18 protein-coding genes are annotated in these 17,626 nt (G+C 72.0%); 10 read left to right on the top strand and 8 right to left on the bottom strand.

The window, feature by feature from the left end; genetic code table 11:
- Positions 1 to 71 precede the first annotated feature (71 nt).
- The gene (panB, locus tag ACIBG6_RS26035; RefSeq protein WP_399224984.1) at positions 72 to 935 is read right to left on the bottom strand and encodes a 3-methyl-2-oxobutanoate hydroxymethyltransferase; all 864 of its coding nucleotides are present in this window, start codon (positions 933 to 935) and stop codon (positions 72 to 74) included.
- A 202-nt stretch (positions 936 to 1,137) separates the two neighbouring features.
- On the opposite strand from panB, the gene ACIBG6_RS26030 reads away from it, so the two are divergent.
- The 4 genes from ACIBG6_RS26030 to ACIBG6_RS26015 all read left to right on the top strand — a co-directional run bounded on the left by ACIBG6_RS26030 (position 1,138) and on the right by ACIBG6_RS26015 (position 6,288).
- Complete coding sequence (locus ACIBG6_RS26030) at positions 1,138 to 2,901, top strand: MFS transporter (protein WP_399224983.1); 1,764 nt, start codon at positions 1,138 to 1,140, stop codon at positions 2,899 to 2,901.
- 101 nt (positions 2,902 to 3,002) lie between these two features.
- Positions 3,003 to 3,674 (top strand): TetR/AcrR family transcriptional regulator, encoded by a 672-nt coding sequence (locus ACIBG6_RS26025; RefSeq protein ID WP_399224981.1) that lies wholly within the window; start codon positions 3,003 to 3,005, stop codon positions 3,672 to 3,674.
- A gap of 223 nt (positions 3,675 to 3,897) precedes the next feature.
- On the top strand, positions 3,898 to 4,926 hold the full coding sequence (locus ACIBG6_RS26020) for an endonuclease/exonuclease/phosphatase family protein (RefSeq protein ID WP_399224980.1): 1,029 nt from the start codon (positions 3,898 to 3,900) through the stop codon (positions 4,924 to 4,926).
- A 120-nt stretch (positions 4,927 to 5,046) separates the two neighbouring features.
- Complete coding sequence (locus ACIBG6_RS26015; RefSeq protein WP_399224979.1) at positions 5,047 to 6,288, top strand: MFS transporter; 1,242 nt, start codon at positions 5,047 to 5,049, stop codon at positions 6,286 to 6,288.
- Here the strand turns inward: ACIBG6_RS26015 and ACIBG6_RS26010 are convergent.
- A complete protein-coding gene (locus ACIBG6_RS26010) occupies positions 6,251 to 8,020 on the bottom strand; it encodes an NAD+ synthase (protein WP_399224978.1) in 1,770 nt (589 codons plus the stop codon). The two genes, ACIBG6_RS26015 and ACIBG6_RS26010, sit on opposite strands and share 38 nt — an antisense overlap.
- A 337-nt stretch (positions 8,021 to 8,357) precedes the next feature.
- On the opposite strand from ACIBG6_RS26010, the gene ACIBG6_RS26005 reads away from it, so the two are divergent.
- The 3 genes from ACIBG6_RS26005 to ACIBG6_RS25995 are packed head-to-tail and all read left to right on the top strand — an operon-like array spanning position 8,358 to position 11,405.
- The gene (locus tag ACIBG6_RS26005) at positions 8,358 to 9,860 is read left to right on the top strand and encodes an APC family permease (RefSeq protein WP_399224977.1); all 1,503 of its coding nucleotides are present in this window, start codon (positions 8,358 to 8,360) and stop codon (positions 9,858 to 9,860) included.
- Between the two features lie 25 nt (positions 9,861 to 9,885).
- A complete protein-coding gene (locus ACIBG6_RS26000; protein ID WP_399224976.1) occupies positions 9,886 to 10,560 on the top strand; it encodes a DUF998 domain-containing protein in 675 nt (224 codons plus the stop codon).
- Positions 10,557 to 11,405 (top strand): alpha/beta fold hydrolase, encoded by an 849-nt coding sequence (locus ACIBG6_RS25995; protein WP_399224975.1) that lies wholly within the window; start codon positions 10,557 to 10,559, stop codon positions 11,403 to 11,405. The genes ACIBG6_RS26000 and ACIBG6_RS25995 overlap by 4 nt, the downstream gene beginning before the upstream one ends.
- On the opposite strand, the gene ACIBG6_RS25990 is transcribed toward ACIBG6_RS25995, so the two are convergent.
- The 4 genes from ACIBG6_RS25990 to ACIBG6_RS25975 all read right to left on the bottom strand — a co-directional run bounded on the left by ACIBG6_RS25990 (position 11,390) and on the right by ACIBG6_RS25975 (position 13,722).
- The gene (locus ACIBG6_RS25990; protein ID WP_399224973.1) at positions 11,390 to 11,809 is read right to left on the bottom strand and encodes a CBS domain-containing protein; all 420 of its coding nucleotides are present in this window, start codon (positions 11,807 to 11,809) and stop codon (positions 11,390 to 11,392) included. The two genes, ACIBG6_RS25995 and ACIBG6_RS25990, sit on opposite strands and share 16 nt — an antisense overlap.
- Before the next feature lie 187 nt (positions 11,810 to 11,996).
- The gene (locus ACIBG6_RS25985; RefSeq protein WP_399225039.1) at positions 11,997 to 12,623 is read right to left on the bottom strand and encodes a DUF305 domain-containing protein; all 627 of its coding nucleotides are present in this window, start codon (positions 12,621 to 12,623) and stop codon (positions 11,997 to 11,999) included.
- A gap of 41 nt (positions 12,624 to 12,664) precedes the next feature.
- The gene (locus ACIBG6_RS25980) at positions 12,665 to 13,312 is read right to left on the bottom strand and encodes a DUF3105 domain-containing protein (RefSeq protein WP_399224972.1); all 648 of its coding nucleotides are present in this window, start codon (positions 13,310 to 13,312) and stop codon (positions 12,665 to 12,667) included.
- Between the two features lie 68 nt (positions 13,313 to 13,380).
- Entirely contained in the window at positions 13,381 to 13,722 is a 342-nt protein-coding gene (locus tag ACIBG6_RS25975) for a hypothetical protein (RefSeq protein WP_399224970.1), read from the bottom strand.
- Between the two features lie 289 nt (positions 13,723 to 14,011).
- Here ACIBG6_RS25975 and ACIBG6_RS25970 point away from each other — a divergent pair, with 289 nt between their 5' ends.
- The 3 genes from ACIBG6_RS25970 to ACIBG6_RS25960 all read left to right on the top strand — a co-directional run bounded on the left by ACIBG6_RS25970 (position 14,012) and on the right by ACIBG6_RS25960 (position 16,704).
- Positions 14,012 to 15,373, top strand: a complete 1,362-nt coding sequence (locus ACIBG6_RS25970; RefSeq protein WP_015033133.1) for a glutamine synthetase family protein — start codon at positions 14,012 to 14,014, stop codon at positions 15,371 to 15,373.
- Positions 15,374 to 15,477: 104 nt separating this feature from the next.
- Positions 15,478 to 15,972, top strand: coding sequence for a GNAT family N-acetyltransferase (locus tag ACIBG6_RS25965; RefSeq protein WP_399224969.1), 495 nt, complete (start codon positions 15,478 to 15,480; stop codon positions 15,970 to 15,972).
- Positions 15,973 to 15,999: 27 nt separating this feature from the next.
- Positions 16,000 to 16,704 carry a histone deacetylase gene (locus ACIBG6_RS25960; RefSeq protein WP_399224968.1) on the top strand — a complete coding sequence of 235 codons (705 nt, stop codon included), beginning with the start codon at positions 16,000 to 16,002 and terminating at the stop codon, positions 16,702 to 16,704.
- On the opposite strand, the gene ACIBG6_RS25955 is transcribed toward ACIBG6_RS25960, so the two are convergent.
- Together ACIBG6_RS25955 and ACIBG6_RS25950 are read right to left on the bottom strand one after the other, a co-directional pair.
- Entirely contained in the window at positions 16,631 to 17,062 is a 432-nt protein-coding gene (locus ACIBG6_RS25955) for a VOC family protein (RefSeq protein WP_399224967.1), read from the bottom strand. The two genes, ACIBG6_RS25960 and ACIBG6_RS25955, sit on opposite strands and share 74 nt — an antisense overlap.
- Positions 17,059 to 17,577, bottom strand: a complete 519-nt coding sequence (locus ACIBG6_RS25950; RefSeq protein ID WP_399224966.1) for a pyridoxamine 5'-phosphate oxidase family protein — start codon at positions 17,575 to 17,577, stop codon at positions 17,059 to 17,061. Before ACIBG6_RS25950 ends, ACIBG6_RS25955 begins: the two co-directional genes overlap by 4 nt.
- Positions 17,578 to 17,626: the final 49 nt, after the last annotated feature.

Below are 17,626 nucleotides of genomic sequence, written 5' to 3'. Positions count from 1 at the left end.
TGTCGGCGGGCTGTCGGAGGTGCCGCAGTGGCTCCGGGGGGACGTGTCTCGGATCCGGACACGCCTCGGATCTAGTGGAAGGTGTGCTCCTCGGCGGGGAACTCCCCGCCGGAGACGTCCTCCGCGAAGGCGCGCGCGGCGTCGCCGAGCGTCTCGCGGAGGTTGGCGTACTGCTTGGTGAAGCGCGGGACCTTGCCGCCGGTCAAGCCGGCCATGTCGGTCCAGACGAGGACCTGCGCGTCGGTGCCGGCGCCCGCGCCGATGCCGATGGTCGGGATGTGCAGCGAGCGGGTGACCTCGGCGGCCAGCTCGGCCGGTACGAGTTCGAGGACGACCGCGAAGGCGCCCGCGTCCTGTGCCGCCTTGGCGTCGCTGAGCAGCCGGTGGGCGGCCTCGTCGGTACGGCCCTGCACCCGGTAGCCCATGGTGTTGACGGACTGCGGCGTGAGGCCGAGGTGGGACATGACGGGGATGCCGGCCTGGACGAGCAGCTCGGTCTGGGCCAGGGAACGCTCGCCGCCCTCCAGCTTGACCGCGTGGACGCCCGCGTCCTTGATCAGCCGGGTGGCGTTGCGCAGGGCCTGGACGGGCCCTTCCTGGTACGAGCCGAAGGGGAGGTCGCCGACGACGAGGGCGCGCTTCGTGCCCCGGACGACGGCGGCGGAGAGGAACGTCATCTCGTCCATCGTGACCGGCACGGTGGTCTCGTAGCCGAGGTGACAGTTGCCCATCGAGTCGCCGACGAGGATCACGGGGATGCCGGCCTCGTCGAAGACGGAGGCGGTCATCGCGTCGTAGGCGGTGAGCATGGGCCACTTCTCGCCGCGGGCCTTGGCGGCGGCGATGTCGTGGACGGTGATGCGGCGCGTGCCCTTGCCGCCGTACAGCGCCTTGCTGCTGTCGGCGGGCGATTTCTGGGCAGCCTGAAGCGTCATGGGAAACGGCTCCTTCGTCATCTCGAGGCGCCCTGACGGCGTCCCCGGACCACATCCATGGTGGCACTTCGCCGGGCGGGCGGGGAAGTGGGCCGGAGTGGCGCTCTTCACACGCGTGCAACGTGTCGGCGCAACGTAAAGCCTCTGCCAGGTTTTTCGATACGAGACGGTCTCGTATCGAAATGGGTCTAGGGTGGTCGGCATGTCGCAGCCGTCCCCTGCTCCCGGTCCCTCCCCAGCCCTCGCCCCGCCCCGAGTCCCCGAGGCCGTCCACCGGCGCCGCTGGGCCGTCCTCGGCGTCCTGATGCTCAGCCTGCTGATCGTCGTCCTCGACAACTCGATCCTGAACGTCGCGGTCAAGACGATCGCCGCCCCCGCGCCCACCGGCATCGGCGCCACCCAGAGCGAGCTGGAGTGGTCGATCAACTCCTACACGCTCGTCTTCGCCGGCCTCCTCTTCACCTCCGGCCTGCTCGGCGACCGCCTCGGCCGCAAGAAGGTGCTGCTCTTCGGCATCACCGTCTTCGGTATCGGCTCCGCCCTCGCCGCCTTCTCCGGCTCCCCGGGCGAGCTCATCGCCTACCGGGCCGTCATGGGCCTCGGCGCCGCGTTCGTCATGCCCGCGACCCTCGCCGTCCTCATGAACGTCTTCGAGCGGGACGAGCAGCCCAAGGCCATCGGCATCTGGGCAGGCAGCGTCGGCCTCGCCATCGCGATCGGACCGATCACCGGCGGCATCCTGCTCGAACACTTCTGGTGGGGATCGATCTTCCTCGTCAATGTGCCCGTCGTGCTCCTCGCCCTCGCGCTCATGATGTGGCTGGTCCCCGACTCCCGGGACCCGAAGCCGGGCCGGATCGACATACCCGGCGTGCTGCTCTCCGTCCTCGGACTCGTCCTCCTCGTGTACGGGATCATCCGCGGCGGCGAGCTGGCGAGCTTCACCGACCTCACCGTCCTCGCCCCGGTCCTCGGCGGCCTCGGGGTCCTCGCCCTCTTCGTCCTGCACGAGCGGCGCAGCGACCACCCGGCCATCGACATGGCGTACTTCAGGAAGCCCGCGTTCTCGGCGGCCGTCGCCGCGATCGCGCTCGTCTTCTTCGCCCTCATGGGCGTGACCTTCTTCTCCGCCTTCTACCTGCAGAGCGTGCGCGGCTACAGCGCGCTGCAGTCCGGGCTGCTCATTCTGCCGCTCGCCGTCGCCCAGATGGTGTTCGCGCCCCGGGCGCGGCTCGTCGTGGACCGCTTCGGCGCGAAGGCCGTGTGCGCCGTCGGCATGCTGCTCGTCGCCGCGGGCCTCGCCGCCTTCGCCCTCTTCGACGCCTCGACGCCGATCTGGGCGCTGGAGGTCGTCTTCTTCCTCCAGGGCGCCGGCATGGCGCACATCATGCCGCCGGTCACGGTCGCGATCATGCAGGCGCTGCCCCGCGAGAAGGCGGGCTCGGGCTCGGCCGTCAACAACACCTTCCGGCAGGTCGGCGGCGCCATGGGCGTGGCCGTCCTCGGCTCGGTGCTCTCCTCCACGTACCGCGGGGAGATCGAGGGACACCTCGGCGGCGTCCCGGCGGCCCTGCGCGACACGGCGGGCGAGTCCATCGAGGCGACGCTCGCGGTCGCGGAGAAGCTCGGCCCGGCCGGCCGGAACCTCGTGGCCCCCGCGTACGACGCCTTCCTCGACGCCATGCACGTCACGGCGATCGCCTCGGCGGTCATCGCCCTCCTCGGCGCGGCCGTGGTGGCCGCCTTCCTCCCGGGCCGTACGCCACAGGGCGCCGCGCCGGCCGGCGCCGCGCCGGGCGTCGCGCCCGACAGTGCCGCGCCGGACCGTGCGGCGCCCGGCAGCGTCGCGTCCGACAGTGCCGCGCCGGGCCGTGCGGCTCCGGACCGTGCGGCTCCGGACGGCGGCGCCCGGCGGGCCTCCGTACCCGCGCCCGGCGCCGAGGCGGGAGAATCGGCCCGTCGATAGACCGACAGGCCGACAGGCCCGGAGGTCGACGAGGCGACAGGCCGACAGGCCGACAGGCTGACAGGCCGACGGACGGTCACCGGAGGAGAGGCGGAGCGCACGTGTCGCTGCAGGACGGCGGGACCCCGGAACCCCACGACGACGGGCCGCGCCCCGTGGGCTGCGGAGGCCCGGGCCCCGAGGCAGGGCCCGCCCGGCGCGGCCGGCCGCGGAGCGAGGCCGCCGAGCAGGCGATCTTCGACGCGGCCATCGCGCTCCTGGAGGGCGGCACCCCGCTCGCCGAGCTGTCCATCGAGAAGCTCGCCCGCACCGCCGGCGTCGGCAAGGCCACCATCTACCGGCGCTGGCCGGGCAAGGAGGAGCTCTTCGTCGACCTGCTCCGCTCCGTGGAGCTCCCGGACCCGGTGCTGCCCGGCACCTCGGCCCGGGACGACCTCGTCACGCTCCTGGAGTCGATCCGGCAGCGGGGCCTCGCCAAGCGGACCTCCGCCCTCCTCCACAACGTGTTCTCGCAGATGCAGCTCTATCCGAAGCTGTGGAACACGTACCACCACACCGTGATCGAACCGCGCCGCCGCCTCGGCCTGGACGCGGTGCGGCGGGGGATGGAGCGGGGTGAGATCCGCGACGACCTCGACGTCGAGCTCGTCAACGACCTCTTCACGGGCCCCCTGCTCCTCCGTACCGTCATCCGCCCCGGCGGCACCCTGGAGCCCGGCCTCGCCGAGCGGATCGTCGACACCGTCCTCGAAGGCCTCCGCCCCCGCACCTGACCGGACCCCCGCCCCGCGTCCGGCCGGACCCTCACCCGATCCTCACCCCACGCGCACCCTGCCCGTACGAATGTGCGCGTTCTGTCACAGGGGCGCCACCCGTGCCACCTGCAGGAACCCGCCACGCACCAGTCTCGTCCCTGGGGGAGTACGACGGACCCGGGATCGCCTAGTGTCGGCACCGGGTCACGCAAGACGGCAAGGCAGCAGTGAGGACAGTGCGATGGCGCGGGTGGACATGACGGAGACCGAACACGGCGGCGACGGGACCGGGCGTCCCGGTTCCGGATCCCGGTTCCGGACCGCCCTCGACGGCCTCCGGCGCGACCGCGGCATCTGGCGCCGGGGCATCCTGATCGCCGCCACGGCGGTGGCGCTGACCCTCCTGATGGTGTTCCACGCCGAGATCCCCAACACGATCGGCAACCTCGGCAGCCTGACCGAGACGTTCCTGCCGTGGCTGGGTCTCTTCGTGCCCCTGCTCCTCGTCCTCGCCCTGGTGCGCCGCTCCGCCACCGCCCTGATCGCCCTGCTGCTGCCGGCCGTGGTGTGGCTGAATCTCTTCGGCGGCCTCGTCGCCGACAAGTCGACCCCCGGCGGCGACCTGACCGTCGCCACCCACAACGTGAACGCCGACAACCCGGACCCCGAGGGCACCGCCCGCAAGCTCGCCGCGTCCGGCGCCGACGTGCTCGCCCTGGAGGAGCTCAAGGGCGACATGGTCCCGACGTACGAGCGGGGCCTCGCGGAGGCGTACCCGTACCACTCCGTCCAGGGCACGGTCGGCCTCTGGAGCAAGCTCCCCCTGCGCGCCGCGCAGCCCGTCGACATCCGGATGGGCTGGACCCGCGCCATGCGCGCCGACGTGGTGACCCCCCAGGGCGAGGTCGCGGTGTACGTCGCCCACCTGCCGTCCGTCCGGGTCAAGCTGAACGCCGGCTTCACCGCCAATCAGCGCGACAACAGCGCCAACGCGCTCGGCGAGGCCATCGCCCGCGACAAGCACGAGCGGATCGTCCTCCTCGGCGACCTCAACGGCACCATGAACGACCGCTCGCTCAACGCCGTCACCTCGCAGCTGCGCTCCACCCAGGGCGCCGCGGGCGACGGCTTCGGCTTCAGCTGGCCGGCCTCGTTCCCGATGGCCCGCATCGACCAGATCATGGTGAGGGGCGTGGAACCGATGTCGTCCTGGGCGCTGCCGGAGACGGACAGCGACCACCTCCCGATCGCCGCCCGCGTGAAACTCTGAGATCCGGGATCCCGGTCGAAACCTTCCCTTCATCCCCCGGAAGCCGCGGGGAAGAATCCACCTGAGAGTCTTTGTTCCGACGAAGAACTATCTTCGGGACATTCTGGAAAGGCTCTCCCCATGCCCCTGGCGCTGCTCGCGCTCGCCGTCTCCGCCTTCGGCATCGGCACCACCGAGTTCGTGATGATGGGCCTCCTGCCCAACGTCGCCGACGACCTCGGCACCTCCGTCCCCACCGCCGGGCACCTCGTCTCCGCGTACGCGATCGGCGTGGTCGTCGGCGCCCCGCTGCTCACGGCCCTCGGCTCCCGGATCCCGCGCAGGCGGATGCTGCTGCTGCTGATGGCCCTGTTCGTCGTCGGCAACCTCGCCTCCGCGCTCGCCCCCGGCTTCGGCTGGCTCGTCGCGGGACGGATCCTCGCCGGGCTCCCGCACGGGGCCTTCTTCGGCGTCGGCGCGGTCGTCGCCGCCCGCCTCGTGCCCGAGGACCGGCAGGCGCGGGCGGTCGCCACGATGTTCCTCGGCCTCACCGTCGCCAACATCCTCGGCGTACCGGCCGCGACCCTCCTCGGCCAGCACCTCGGCTGGCGGGCCACCTTCCTCGTCGTCACCGTCATCGGCCTGCTCGCCATGGCGGCGCTCGCCCGCCTGATCCCGTACGTCCCCCTGGACGAGCGGCAGGGCCTCGGCCGCGAGATGCGCGCCCTCGGCCGCCCGCAGGTGCTGCTCGGCCTGCTCACCGCGGTCTTCGGCTTCGCGGGCGTCTTCGCGGTCTACTCGTACCTCGCCTCGATGACCACCGAGGTGATGGGCTTCGGCGACTCCACCGTCACCATCGTCCTCGCCCTCTTCGGCCTCGGCATGACCGGCGGGGCGCTCGCCGCGGGCCCGCTGACCGACCGGGCGCTCCGCCCGACCCTGTACGGCTCGCTCGCGGCCCTCGTCCTCGCCCTGGTCGCGTTCCGCTTCACCGTCCACGTGCCGTGGCTGGCCCTCGTCACGGTCGTCGTGCTCGGCGCGGTCGGCTTCATGACCACCACCCCGCTCCAGATGCTGGTCATGCGGAAGGCCAAGGACGCCCCGACGCTCGCCTCCGCCTCCAACCACTCCGCCTTCAACCTCGCCAACGCGGGCGGCGCCTGGGCGGGCGGGGCCGCCGTCGCCGCCGGCTGGGGCTGGACCTCCCCGGCGCTCGTCGGCGCGGGCCTCACCGTCGTCGGCCTGGCGATCGCGGCGGTCGCGGGGCTCCTCGACCGCGCCCCCGGTACGGCGGAGGGGGCCTCCCGCGTCGTGGCGGGAAGCCCCCTCGACACCGACAGGGCGGTCAGCGGGACGGCGTCGTCTCCCGCCAGCGGTTCGTGATCGGCAGCCGCCGGTCCTTGCCGAAGCCCTTCGCCGAGATCTTCGTGCCCGGCGGGTACTGGCGCCGCTTGTACTCCGCCGCGTCCACCATCCGCAGCGTGCGCGCGACGACCTCCTCGTCGAAACCGGCCGCCACGATCTCGTCCTTGCCGCGGTCCGCGTCCACGTACAGCGCGAGGATCCCGTCGAGGACGTCGTAGTCCGGCAGCGAGTCCGTGTCCACCTGGCCGGGGCGCAGCTCGGCGCTGGGCGGCTTGGTGATCGAGCTCTCCGGGATCGGCGGGGTCATGCCGCGCTCCTCGGCGGCCCGGTTGCGCCAGCGCGCGAGCCGGAAGACGGTCGACTTGTAGACGTCCTTGACGGGCCCGAACGCGCCGACGGAGTCGCCGTACAGCGTCGAGTAGCCCACCGCCAGCTCGGACTTGTTGCCCGGCGCGAGGACGATGTGACCCTCCTGGTTGGAGATCGCCATCAGCGTCGTGCCGCGCAGCCGGGACTGGAGGTTCTCCTCGGCGAGACCGGTGAGACCCAGCGACGCCATGTACGCGTCGAACATCGGCTCGATCGACACCGTGCGGTAGTTCAGGCCGGTGCGGCGGGCCAGCTCGGCGGCGTCGCCGCGCGAGTGGTCGGAGGAGTACCTGGACGGCATCGACACGCCGTACACGTTCCCCGCGCCGACCGCGTCGCAGGCGATCGCCGCGACGAGCGCCGAGTCGATGCCGCCGGAGAGACCGATCAGGACCGAGCGGAAACCGTTCTTCGCGACGTACGCGCGCAGCCCCACGACCAGGGCCGAGTAGACCTCCTCGTCGGCGTCGAGCCGGTGCGCGTACCCGCCCGCGAGCTCCGGCTCGTACGCGGGCAGCGGCTTCTCGGAGAGCACGACCCGGTCGATCCGCAACGCGTCGACGTCGCCGACGACACCCTCAGGGGCCTCGGGGTCGGCCGCCGGCAGCTCCAGGTCGACGATCACACTGCCCTCGACGAACTGCGGGGCGCGCGCGATCACTTCGCCCGCCGCGTCCACGACGATCGAGTCGCCGTCGAAGACCAGCTCGTCCTGACCGCCCGTCGACGCCAGGTACGCCGTGACGCAGCCGGCCTCGCGGGCCCGCCTGCGGACCAGTTCGAGCCGCGTGTCGTTCTTGTTCCGCTCGTACGGCGAGGCGTTGACCGACAGGAGCAGCCCGGCCCGCGCGGCGCGCGCCGCCGGGACGCGGCCGCCCTCCTGCCAGAGGTCCTCGCAGATCGCCAGGGCCACGTCGACGCCGTGGACGCGGACGACCGGCAGCGTGTCGCCCTGGACGAAGTAGCGGTACTCGTCGAAGACGCCGTAGTTGGGCAGGTGGTGCTTGGCGAAGCGCAGCGCCACCTTGCCGCGGTACAGCACGGCCGCGGCGTTCTCCGGCGAGCCGGCGGGCCTGCCGAGCTTCGGCTCGGCCCGCTCGGAGCGGTCGAGGTAGCCGACGACGACCGGCAGCTCGCCGAAGCCCTCGTCCGCGAGCCGCCGGGCGAGCCCGCGCAGGGCCTCCCGGGAGGCCTCGACGAAGGAGGGCCGCAGGGCCAGGTCCTCGACGGGGTAGCCGGTCAGCGCCATCTCGGGGAACGCGACGAGATGCGCGCCCTGTCCGGCGGCGTGCCGGGTCCAGTGGACGATCGCCTCGGCGTTCCCGGCGATGTCTCCGACGGTCGAGTCGATCTGATTCAGGGCGAGGCGTAGTTGAGGCACCCGGCCAGTGTAATCGTCACACCGACGCGATGTCCCGGAAAACGCCCCGCGCCTCGGTATCCACCCGCCCCGCGCCCGCTATCCGCCCGCCCCGCGCTCGCTATCCACCCGCCCCGCACCCGGTATCCGCCCGCCCCGCGCCCGCTACCCGCCCGCCCCGCGCCAGGTATCCGTTCGCCCCGCACCTCGGTATCCACCCGCCCCCCGCCCGGTATCCGTTCGCCCCGCGCCCGGTATCCGTTCGCCCCGCGCCTCGGTATCCGCCCGCCCCGCGCCCGGTATCCGTTCGCCCCTCGCTCGACATGCGGCCCGCCCCCGCCCCGCTGATCATGGGCCCATGACGACCACTGACGACCCGGCGGAGTCGGCGCGGCCCGCCGCCGGCGACACCGTGACGGTCCAGGACGACGGCACGAAGCGGCAGTTCATCTCGTGGCTGACGCTCGCCTTCATGACCACCGCGTCCGTCGCGAGCCTGCGGCCCTCGCCGTCGATGGCCATCTACGGCCTCGCCGCGATCTTCCTCTATCTGCTCCCGGCCATCGTCTTCCTGCTCCCCACCGCCCTCGTCGGCGCCGAGCTCGCCTCCGGCTGGTCGGGCGGCATCTACCGCTGGGTCAGCGAGGCCCTCGGCAAGCCGCTGGGCTTCCTCGCGGTCTGGTGCCAGTTCGCCATGACCATCGCGTACTACCCGAGCCTGCTCGCGTACGTCGCCTCGACCTTCGCGTACGTCATCGACCCGTCCCTCGCCGAGAACGGCGTCTACGTCGCGATCGTCATCATCGTCATCTACTGGAGCGGCGTCTGGATCTCCTCGCGCGGTACGAAGACGATCGCCGGCCTCTCCTCCTTCGGCCTGATCATCGGCACCCTCATCCCCGGCGTGCTGCTCGTCGTCCTCGGCATGGTGTTCCTCGGCCAGGGCAATCCCTCCGCGCAGCCCATGACCGCAGACCACTGGCTCCCGCCGTGGACCGGCCTCGCGAGCCTGGTCCTCATCGTCAACAACTTCCTGTCCTACGCGGGCATGGAGATGAACGGCGTGCACGTCTCCTCGCTGCGCGACCCCAAGCGCGAGTACCCGAAGTCGATGTTCCTGGCGACCGGCCTCGTCCTGCTGATCTTCATCCTTCCGGCCCTCGCCATCGCCTGGGTCATGCCCTCCGCGCAGCTCAGCCTCACCGCCGGTCTCATGCAGGCCTTCCAGGCCTTCTTCGACCACTTCTCCATCGGCTGGATGACCAAGGTCGTCGGCATCATGCTGGTCTGCGCCGCCCTCGGCGGCATGCTCACCTGGCTCGCCGGACCCGCGAAGGGCCTCGTCCTGCTCTCCCGGCAGGAGGGCTACCTGCCGCCCGCGCTCCAGAAGTTCAACGGGAACGGCGTCCCGCAGAACATCATGATCGCGCAGGGCGTCGTCACCACCCTGATCGGCGTCCTGTACGCCTTCAGCGACAACGTCTCCAGCGCCTACTGGATGTTCTCCGTCATCACCGTGCAGATCTACCTGATCGCGTACCTGCTGATGTTCGTGGCCGTCGTCAAGCTCCGCAGGAGCCGGCCGGAGGTCGAACGCGGCTTCCGCGTCCCCGCCGTCCAGTGGGTCGCCGGCATCGGCTTCGTCGCCTCGGTGGCCGCGCTCGTCATCGGCTTCGTCCCGCCGGACCAGTTCGGCGACCAGCCGCTCTGGCGCTACCTGCTCATCGTCGGCGGCGGTCTGTTCGTCCTCGGCATCGCCATCCCGGCCGCGCTCCTCAAGTACCGCAAGCCCAGCTGGGTCCACCCCGATCACAGGGCCGACCAAGGGGCCGACCACGGGGAACCTTCCGGTACGTCCTGACGTTCGAACCACCGTGCCCGGAAAGGTGCCCGGAAGGGCGACGAGAGCGGCGGCGGTCCTGCTGGGCCTCGGCGCGCTCGCGTACACCGCCTGGCTCCTCGAAGTCCTCGTCCGGACCGGGCTCGACCCGGTCCGGACGTACGTCTCCGAACTCGCCGCCGCCGACCAGCCCTTCGGCGGCCTCTTCCGCGCCACCGACCTGGTGGCCGGCCTCCTCGTCCTCGCGGGCGCGCTGACCGGGCTCGCGGTCACCCGGAGACACGGCCCCTGGACGCTCGGCGGATGGATCGCCCTCGCCGTCTTCGGAGCCGCCACGGCCGCCGACTCGCAGCTCCCGCTCAGCTGCGCCCCCACCGCCGACCCGGAGTGCGCGGCGCGCGAGACCGCCGGCCTCGTGCCCGCCACCCACACGGCCCACGCCGTCAGTTCGAGCCTCGCCATGACCGGCGCCGTCGCGGCGATGGTCGCCCTGACCGTGGCCGCCCGCCGGTACGGCCACTGGGGCCCCCTCGCCCGTACCGGCCCCGCCCTCGTCGTCCTGGAGCTCGCCGCCACCGTCTGGACCCTGGCGGCCGTCGCCGCCTTCGAGGCCGGCAGGGGCACGTGGTCGCTCGGCGTCGGCCAGCGGCTCCAGGTCCTCCTGGTGGCCGTGTGGCTCGCGGTCCTCGCCGGCTCCCTCGCGAGGAGGCGGGCGCGATGACCTTCGTACGGATCGGGGGAGTGGCCCACCACGTGGTCGTCGAGGGCTCGGGGCCCGTCGTCGTCCTGAGCGCCGGTCTCGGCCTGAGCTGGTTCGACTGGGACCCGGTCGTGCCGCTGCTCGCCCCGTACCGCACGGTCGTCCGCTTCGACCGCCCCGGCCACGGCCTCTCCGCCCCCGCGGCGGCCCCGCCGACGGCGGCGGGCGAGGCGAACCGGATCGCGTCGATCCTGGACGCACTGGGCGCGCCGGGCGCACGCGACGGGCGGCTCGGCGCGCTCGACGGCCACCAGGACCGCGTCACCGTCGTCGGCCACTCCCTCGCCGGCTTCCACGCGGAGGCCTTCGCGCGCCTCCACCCCACCCGTACCGCCGCACTCGTCCTCGTCGACTCCTCGGTGGAGGAGCACCCCCGCCCCTCCCGTACGACCGCGGTGTCCCAGGCTCTCGGCAGGGCGCTCTCCGCCGCCGGGGCACCGGCCGCACTCGGCCCGGCGGTCCGCCGCGCGGCCGTACGAAGGGACCCGGCGCCCGACGCACTGATCCGCCGCGTCTACCGCACCTCACGCGTCCTGCGGGGCATCCTCCTGGAGAACGCCCACTACGGCGCCGTCGCCGCCGGACTCCTCGACCTCCGGGACCGCTTCCCCCTCCCGCCCGGCCTCCCCGTCACCGTCCTCGCCGCCCCCGAAGGATCCGCCCGCTGGGAGCGCCGCCAACGCGCGCTGGCCCGACGGCTCGACGCCTCCTACGAGGCGGTCGTGCCGTCGGGCCATCTGGTCATGGTGGACCGCCCGGACGCGGTGGCCCGAGCGGTGCTGCACCCAGGTCAGGTCGCGGCGTAGACGCTCGTGCAGAACGCCTTGATCTGCTCGTCCGACAGATGCTGGGCCAGATCGGCCTCGCTGATCATGCCGACGAGCCGCTTGCCCTCGATGACGGGGAGCCGACGGATCTGGTGGCTCTGCATCTCCTCCAGGACCGCGCCCACGTCGGCGCCGGCCTCGACCCAGCGGGGCGTGCCCTTCGCCATGTCGCCGCAGGTGATCTTGGCCGGATCGTGGCCCATGGCCACACAGCCGATCACGATGTCGCGGTCCGTGATGATGCCGCAGAGCCGCTCGTTCTCGTCGGCGATGGGCAGCGCGCCCACGTTCAGGTTGCGCATCATCTGCGCGGCGCGGTCGAGCGTCTCGTGTGCCGGGATCCACTGGGCCCCGGGATGCATGATGTCCTTCGCCGTGGTCATGAGCTGCGTACCTTTCGTCGAACGTCGTCACACGAACGTCCCCGAGCCCACTCATTGTCGGCGCACGGCACGGCCCCCGCGACCGCAGCAGGTCACGGGGGCCGGACGGCCGTGCGGGATCAGCCCGCACGGCTCGGCGGGATCAGCCCGCACGGCTCGGCGGGATCAGCCCGCGCGCTCCGCGGGATCAGGCCCCGCGCTTCCTGAGCATGTCCGCCATCAGCAGGATCTCGGACTGCTGGGCGTCGACCATGCCCTGGGCGAGATCGCGCTCGACGCCCGGGGCGCACTTCTGCACGCAGCCCTGCGCCATGTGGACCCCGCCCTTGTGGTGCTCGGTCATGAGCTTCAGGTACAGGACCTCGGCCTCCCGGCCACTGGCCTTGCGCAAGGCGTCCATCTGCGCGTTGGTCGCCATGCCGGGCATCAGCGCGCCGTCCGCACCACCGCCCGTACCCATGCCCATCCAGGTCATCGGCTCGACCCCGGACTGGAGCTTGGGCAGCCCCCACATGTCCAGCCAGCCGAGCATCATGCCCCGCTGGTTGGCCTGGGTGTTGGCGATGTCGTACGCGAGACGGCGCACCGACTCGTCCCCGGTGCGGTCCCGGACGACGAACGACATCTCGACGGCCTGCTGGTGGTGGACGGACATGTCCCGGGCGAAGCCGGCGTCCGCGGAGTCCGTGGCCGGGGTGCGCGGCGCCTCGTCGCGCTCGGCGGAGGCGACCGTGACGGCGCCCCCGGCGAAGAGCAGCGCGAGCGCGACGGCGGTGATCGCCGCCCACTGCGTCCGCCCGGGCCCGCGCCGCACGGACGGCACGAACTCCTCCTCGGCCTCCCCGCTCACCTCGGTCACTGACCGACCCCGCCGGTGCAGGCAGCGCCCGGCTCGGGGGTCTGCGGACCCTGCACGTACTTCGTGAAGAAGGCGTCGATCCGCGGGTCGGTGGCACTGTCCACGGTCACCTGCTTGCCCCACGCGGACAGCATGATCGCCCCGGCCTGGTCGTCCACGGGGCTCATCAGCGTGTACTTGGTCTTGCCGACCTTCTCGGACAGCTTCGCCACGTCGGCCTTGTCGGCCTTCTTGTTGTACGTCACCCAGACGGCGCCGTGCTCCAGCGAGTGCACGGCGTTCACCTCGCTGACGGCCTTGTCGTAGACCACGCCGTCGCAGTTCATCCAGACCGGGTGGTGGTCACCGCCGACCGGCGGCTTCATGTCGTACTTCACGGCGGTCTCGACGTGGTTGCGGCCGAGCTTCTTCGCGTCCCACGTCTGCTCCGCCTTGATGGGGGCCTTGGCGGCGGCCTCCTTCGCGTCCTGCTCGTCGGACTTCTTCATCAGCACGAAGGTGCCGAAGCCGACGAGGCCGAGGACGACGACTCCGGAGACGCCGATGGTGAGGAAGCGGTTGCGGCGCTCGCGGGCCTGCTCGGCGCGGCGCATCTCCTCTATTCGGGCGCGGCGGTCGGCGTTGGAGGAGCGGTTGGCGGCCATGGTGATGTCGTCCTTCTGGAGAGAGGGGGGTGGAGTTCGGAGCGGGACACAAGGGGCAGGGGGTGCCCCTATGTCCGGAGAACCTGAAGGACGTGCAGGTCCGGCGCGCGCGGCCGGACGCCGGGGCGGCGGGCCGGGCCGTCACCGGCGGGCGGGTCGAGGCGCGGCAGCCGGCCCTCCGCGTGGAGCGGGGGGTCGAGCGGGGGCGCGCTGAGCACCGCGGGCGAGAGGGAGGGGACGAGGGAGCAGCCGCCGCGGTCGTACGGACAGATGTACTCGGCCACGACCGTCGAGGCTCGCGCGCCGTACGTGTCGGGCGCCGCCGCGTGATGCGGATCGGCGCCGGGCCCGGGACCGAGGCAGACGAAGAGCGCGGCGAGGAGCGTCGCCACGGCACTCACCAGTGCCATGGGACGCGCGTGTCGGAACAGGCGTACGAGCCGCGTGGCCCCCATGGGCGCAGATCGTAGTGGGCGCGGACCCTCTGTGGGCCGAATGGGGTACCACTCGGTGCCGGTGAACGGCCACGACACGACCGGACGACCGCCGTCCGCCTCCCTCCCGTTACCTGCGTCACACCCGAGCAGGCACTATGGGTACGCAACGTGCGCGAAACCATGTGGTGGGATGCTCAGGTGCCCCCCGATGTACCGGAGGCGGTGGGAGCAGGCGGCCTGACCAGCAAGGATGGGTGTGGAAATGGACAAGCAGCAGGAATTCGTGCTCCGTACGCTCGAGGAGCGCGACATCCGCTTCGTACGCCTGTGGTTCACCGACGTGCTGGGCTTCCTCAAGTCGGTGGCCGTGGCGCCCGCCGAGCTTGAGCAGGCCTTCGACGAGGGCATCGGGTTCGACGGCTCGGCGATCGAGGGCTTTGCCCGCGTATACGAATCGGACATGATCGCCAAGCCGGATCCGGGGACCTTCCAGATCCTGCCGTGGCGCGCCGAGGCCCCGGGCACGGCCCGGATGTTCTGCGACATCCTGATGCCGGACGGCTCGCCGTCCTTCGCGGACCCGCGGTACGTCCTGAAGCGGGCCCTGGCCAAGACCTCCGACCTCGGGTTCACCTTCTACACGCACCCCGAGATCGAGTTCTTCCTCCTGAAGGACAAGCCGCTCGACGGCACGCGGCCCACCCCGGCCGACAACTCGGGCTACTTCGACCACACCCCGCAGAACGTGGGCATGGACTTCCGCCGCCAGGCGATCACGATGCTCGAATCGATGGGCATCTCGGTGGAGTTCTCCCACCACGAGGGCGCGCCGGGCCAGCAGGAGATCGACCTCCGCTACGCGGACGCCCTCTCCACGGCGGACAACATCATGACGTTCCGCCTGGTGATGAAGCAGGTCGCGCTGGAGCAGGGCGTCCAGGCCACCTTCATGCCGAAGCCGTTCTCCGACTACCCGGGCTCGGGCATGCACACGCACCTGTCCCTCTTCGAGGGCGACCGGAACGCCTTCTACGAGTCGGGCGCCGAGTACCAGCTCTCCAAGGTGGGCCGCTCCTTCATCGCGGGCCTCCTGAAGCACGCGGGCGAGATCTCCGCCGTCACCAACCAGTGGGTCAACTCGTACAAGCGCATCTGGGGCGGCTCCTCCCGCACGGCCGGCTCGGGCGGCGAGGCCCCCTCGTACATCTGCTGGGGCCACAACAACCGCTCGGCCCTCATCCGCGTCCCCATGTACAAGCCGGGCAAGACGGGTTCGTCCCGCGTCGAGGTCCGCTCCATCGACTCGGGCGCCAACCCCTACCTGACGTACGCGGTCCTCCTCGCGGCCGGCCTCAAGGGCATCGAAGAGGGCTACGAACTCCCGGCAGGCGCCGACGACGACGTCTGGGCCCTCTCCGACGCGGAACGCCGCGCGATGGGCATCGAGCCGCTCCCGCAGAACCTGGGCGAGGCGATCGCCCTGATGGAGAAGAGCGAACTGGTCGCGGAGACGCTCGGCGAGCACGTCTTCGACTTCTTCCTGCGCAACAAGAAGCAGGAGTGGGAGGAGTACCGCTCGGAGGTCACCGCCTTCGAACTCCGCAAGAACCTCCCGGTGCTGTAAGGCGCCGACGGTCCGGGCCGGTGGCGCTCAGCCATCGGCCCGCCGGCTGTCAGGGGCGCAGGAAATGCGTTGCCCGGCGGGTGGGGGCGGATCAGACTGCACCGGTGAAGATCACTTCTGTCGCCACCGAGCGGCTTATGTTGCACCCGTTGAGCGTGGGGGAGGCCGAGCGGATCGTCGCTCGTGAGCCTGCGGAGCAGGACCTGTGGGGGGACGGGTATCCCGGGGACGGGGACGTCCGCTCCAGCACCGGATTTCTGCGGGGGGTCGTCGAGCGGGGGGATCCGGGGGTGTTCCGGCCCTACGTGATACGGCTCCTGGAGAGCGGGGTCTCCGTCGGCGGGATCGGGTTCCACGGGCCGCCGGACGAGCTCGGGGTCGCCACCGTCGGGTACGGGCTCGTGCCCGGGGCGCGGGGGAAGGGGTACGCCTCCGAGGCCCTGCGGGCGCTCCTGGAGATCGCCCGGCAGGCCGGCGCCGAAGGCGTGAAGGGGGACGCCGACCTCGACAACCCCGCCTCCCATCGGGTGATGGAGGCCGCCGGGATGCCCTGCGTGGCCGAGGACGACAAGCTGCGCCACTTCTACCTGGGGTTCTAGGCGCCGTCCGCGCTAGCGTCTGACGGTATGTCGGACGCCCCTTCCCGTGTCTGGTACGCCGCCTACGGCTCCAACACGCATGCCGAGCGCCTCGGGTACTACCTCGCCGGCGGCCGGCCGCCCGGGTCCGCGCGGGCCTTCCCCGGGTGCCGGGATCCGCGCGCGCCCGCGGCCGCGGTGGCCCTCCTGCTGCCCGGGCGCGTGTACTTCGCGACCGAGTCGCCCGTGTGGGGCGGCGGCCGGGCCTTCTACGACCCCGCCGCCGACGGCACCGCCTGGGCCGTCGCCCACCTGCTGACCCTCGGTCAGTTCTCCGACATCGCCGCACAGGAGATGTACCGGCCGCCGGGTCGCGACCTCGACCTCACGGAGGTGCTCGCCACCGGGCGTCGCGCGCTCGGGCCGGGGCGGTACGAGACCCTCGTCTGCGCCGGCTATCTCGATGACGGGGGCGATGAGGGTGAGCGTGACGGACTGCCCGTGCTCACCTTCACCGCCCCCCGGCCGCTGCCCCCGCGGCCGCCCTCCGCCGCCTACCTCCGGTACCTCGCCGCCGGACTGCACGACGCCGGGGCGTGGCGGCCCGCCGAGATCGCCGCCTATCTCGCCGGCCGCCCCGGCGCGGCCGGGCACTGGACCGCGGAGGCCGTCGCCGCCCTCAGCGTTCCGACAGCTCCGACGGGGCCTCCTGGACCAGCCAGCCGTTGCCGTCCGGGTCCTCGAAGGTCATGAACGAGTTCCAGGTGTCGCCTTTCCCGTTCTCCCAGCCCGTCTCGCCGACGTGCATCACGGGCGAGACGTCGACCCCCCGGCCGACCAGCTCCACCCGTGCCGTCTCGATGTCCGTGACACAGAGCTGGAGGCCGTGCAGGGTGCCGGGGGCCATCTCCTTCGTGCCCGGCATCGCCGGCATGCCGCTCAGGAGCGCGATCGAACAGCGCGAGCCCGGCGGCGTCACCTGGACGATCCGCATGCCCGGCGCCACCTCGCTGTCCAGGTCGATCTTGAAGCCGCACTTGTCGCCGTAGAACTCCTTGGCCCGGTCGATGTCGGTCACGGGGACCGGGACGACCTCCAGGGTCCAGTTCACGTCTGCTCCTCTGCTCCGAAACGCCAGCGGGTCTGGCCGAACGGCTCACCCTTGGCGAAGCCGAAGACCGTACGAGGCGCGACCGCGAACACCAGGGCCGTACCACCGTCACCCAAGAACGCCCCGTCCCGCACCTCGAACCGCCAGTGCGGGCCGTACTTCGCCACGTACGCCTCCGCGAGCTCCCGCAGTCGCTCCTCGTCCGTCACCCGGACCGCCTCGCCCTCGACGACGAGGTCGAGGCCCTCGTCGAGGGCGGGGGAGCCGGTGGTGAGGACCACCGACGCGTTCCCCGCGAGATTGCGGGCCTTGCGCTCGTCCTGCCCGGTGCAGAAGTGCAGGGCCCCCGCCGACCAGACCGCGATGAGCGGCGTGACGTGCGGGCGGCCCTCCGGGCGGACCGTCGTCAGCCAGAAGACCTCGGCCGCCGCGAGCCGCGCGGCCGCGTCGGACCAGGGCCGCGGGGCCGCTTTCGGGTCGCTGTAGCGGGGGTCGAGGGAAGTACGCGGATCCATGACCGGCCGTCCTTTCGCGTGGCCCACGGGAAGGGCCACACAGGGGAGA

Origin of the sequence: Streptomyces sp. NPDC050842 (genome assembly GCF_044456565.1) — a bacterium.
GTDB lineage: Bacteria > Actinomycetota > Actinomycetes > Streptomycetales > Streptomycetaceae > Streptomyces.
The sequence above is the reverse complement of the archived record's forward strand: the minus strand, read 5'-3'. Positions and strand labels throughout refer to the sequence as shown.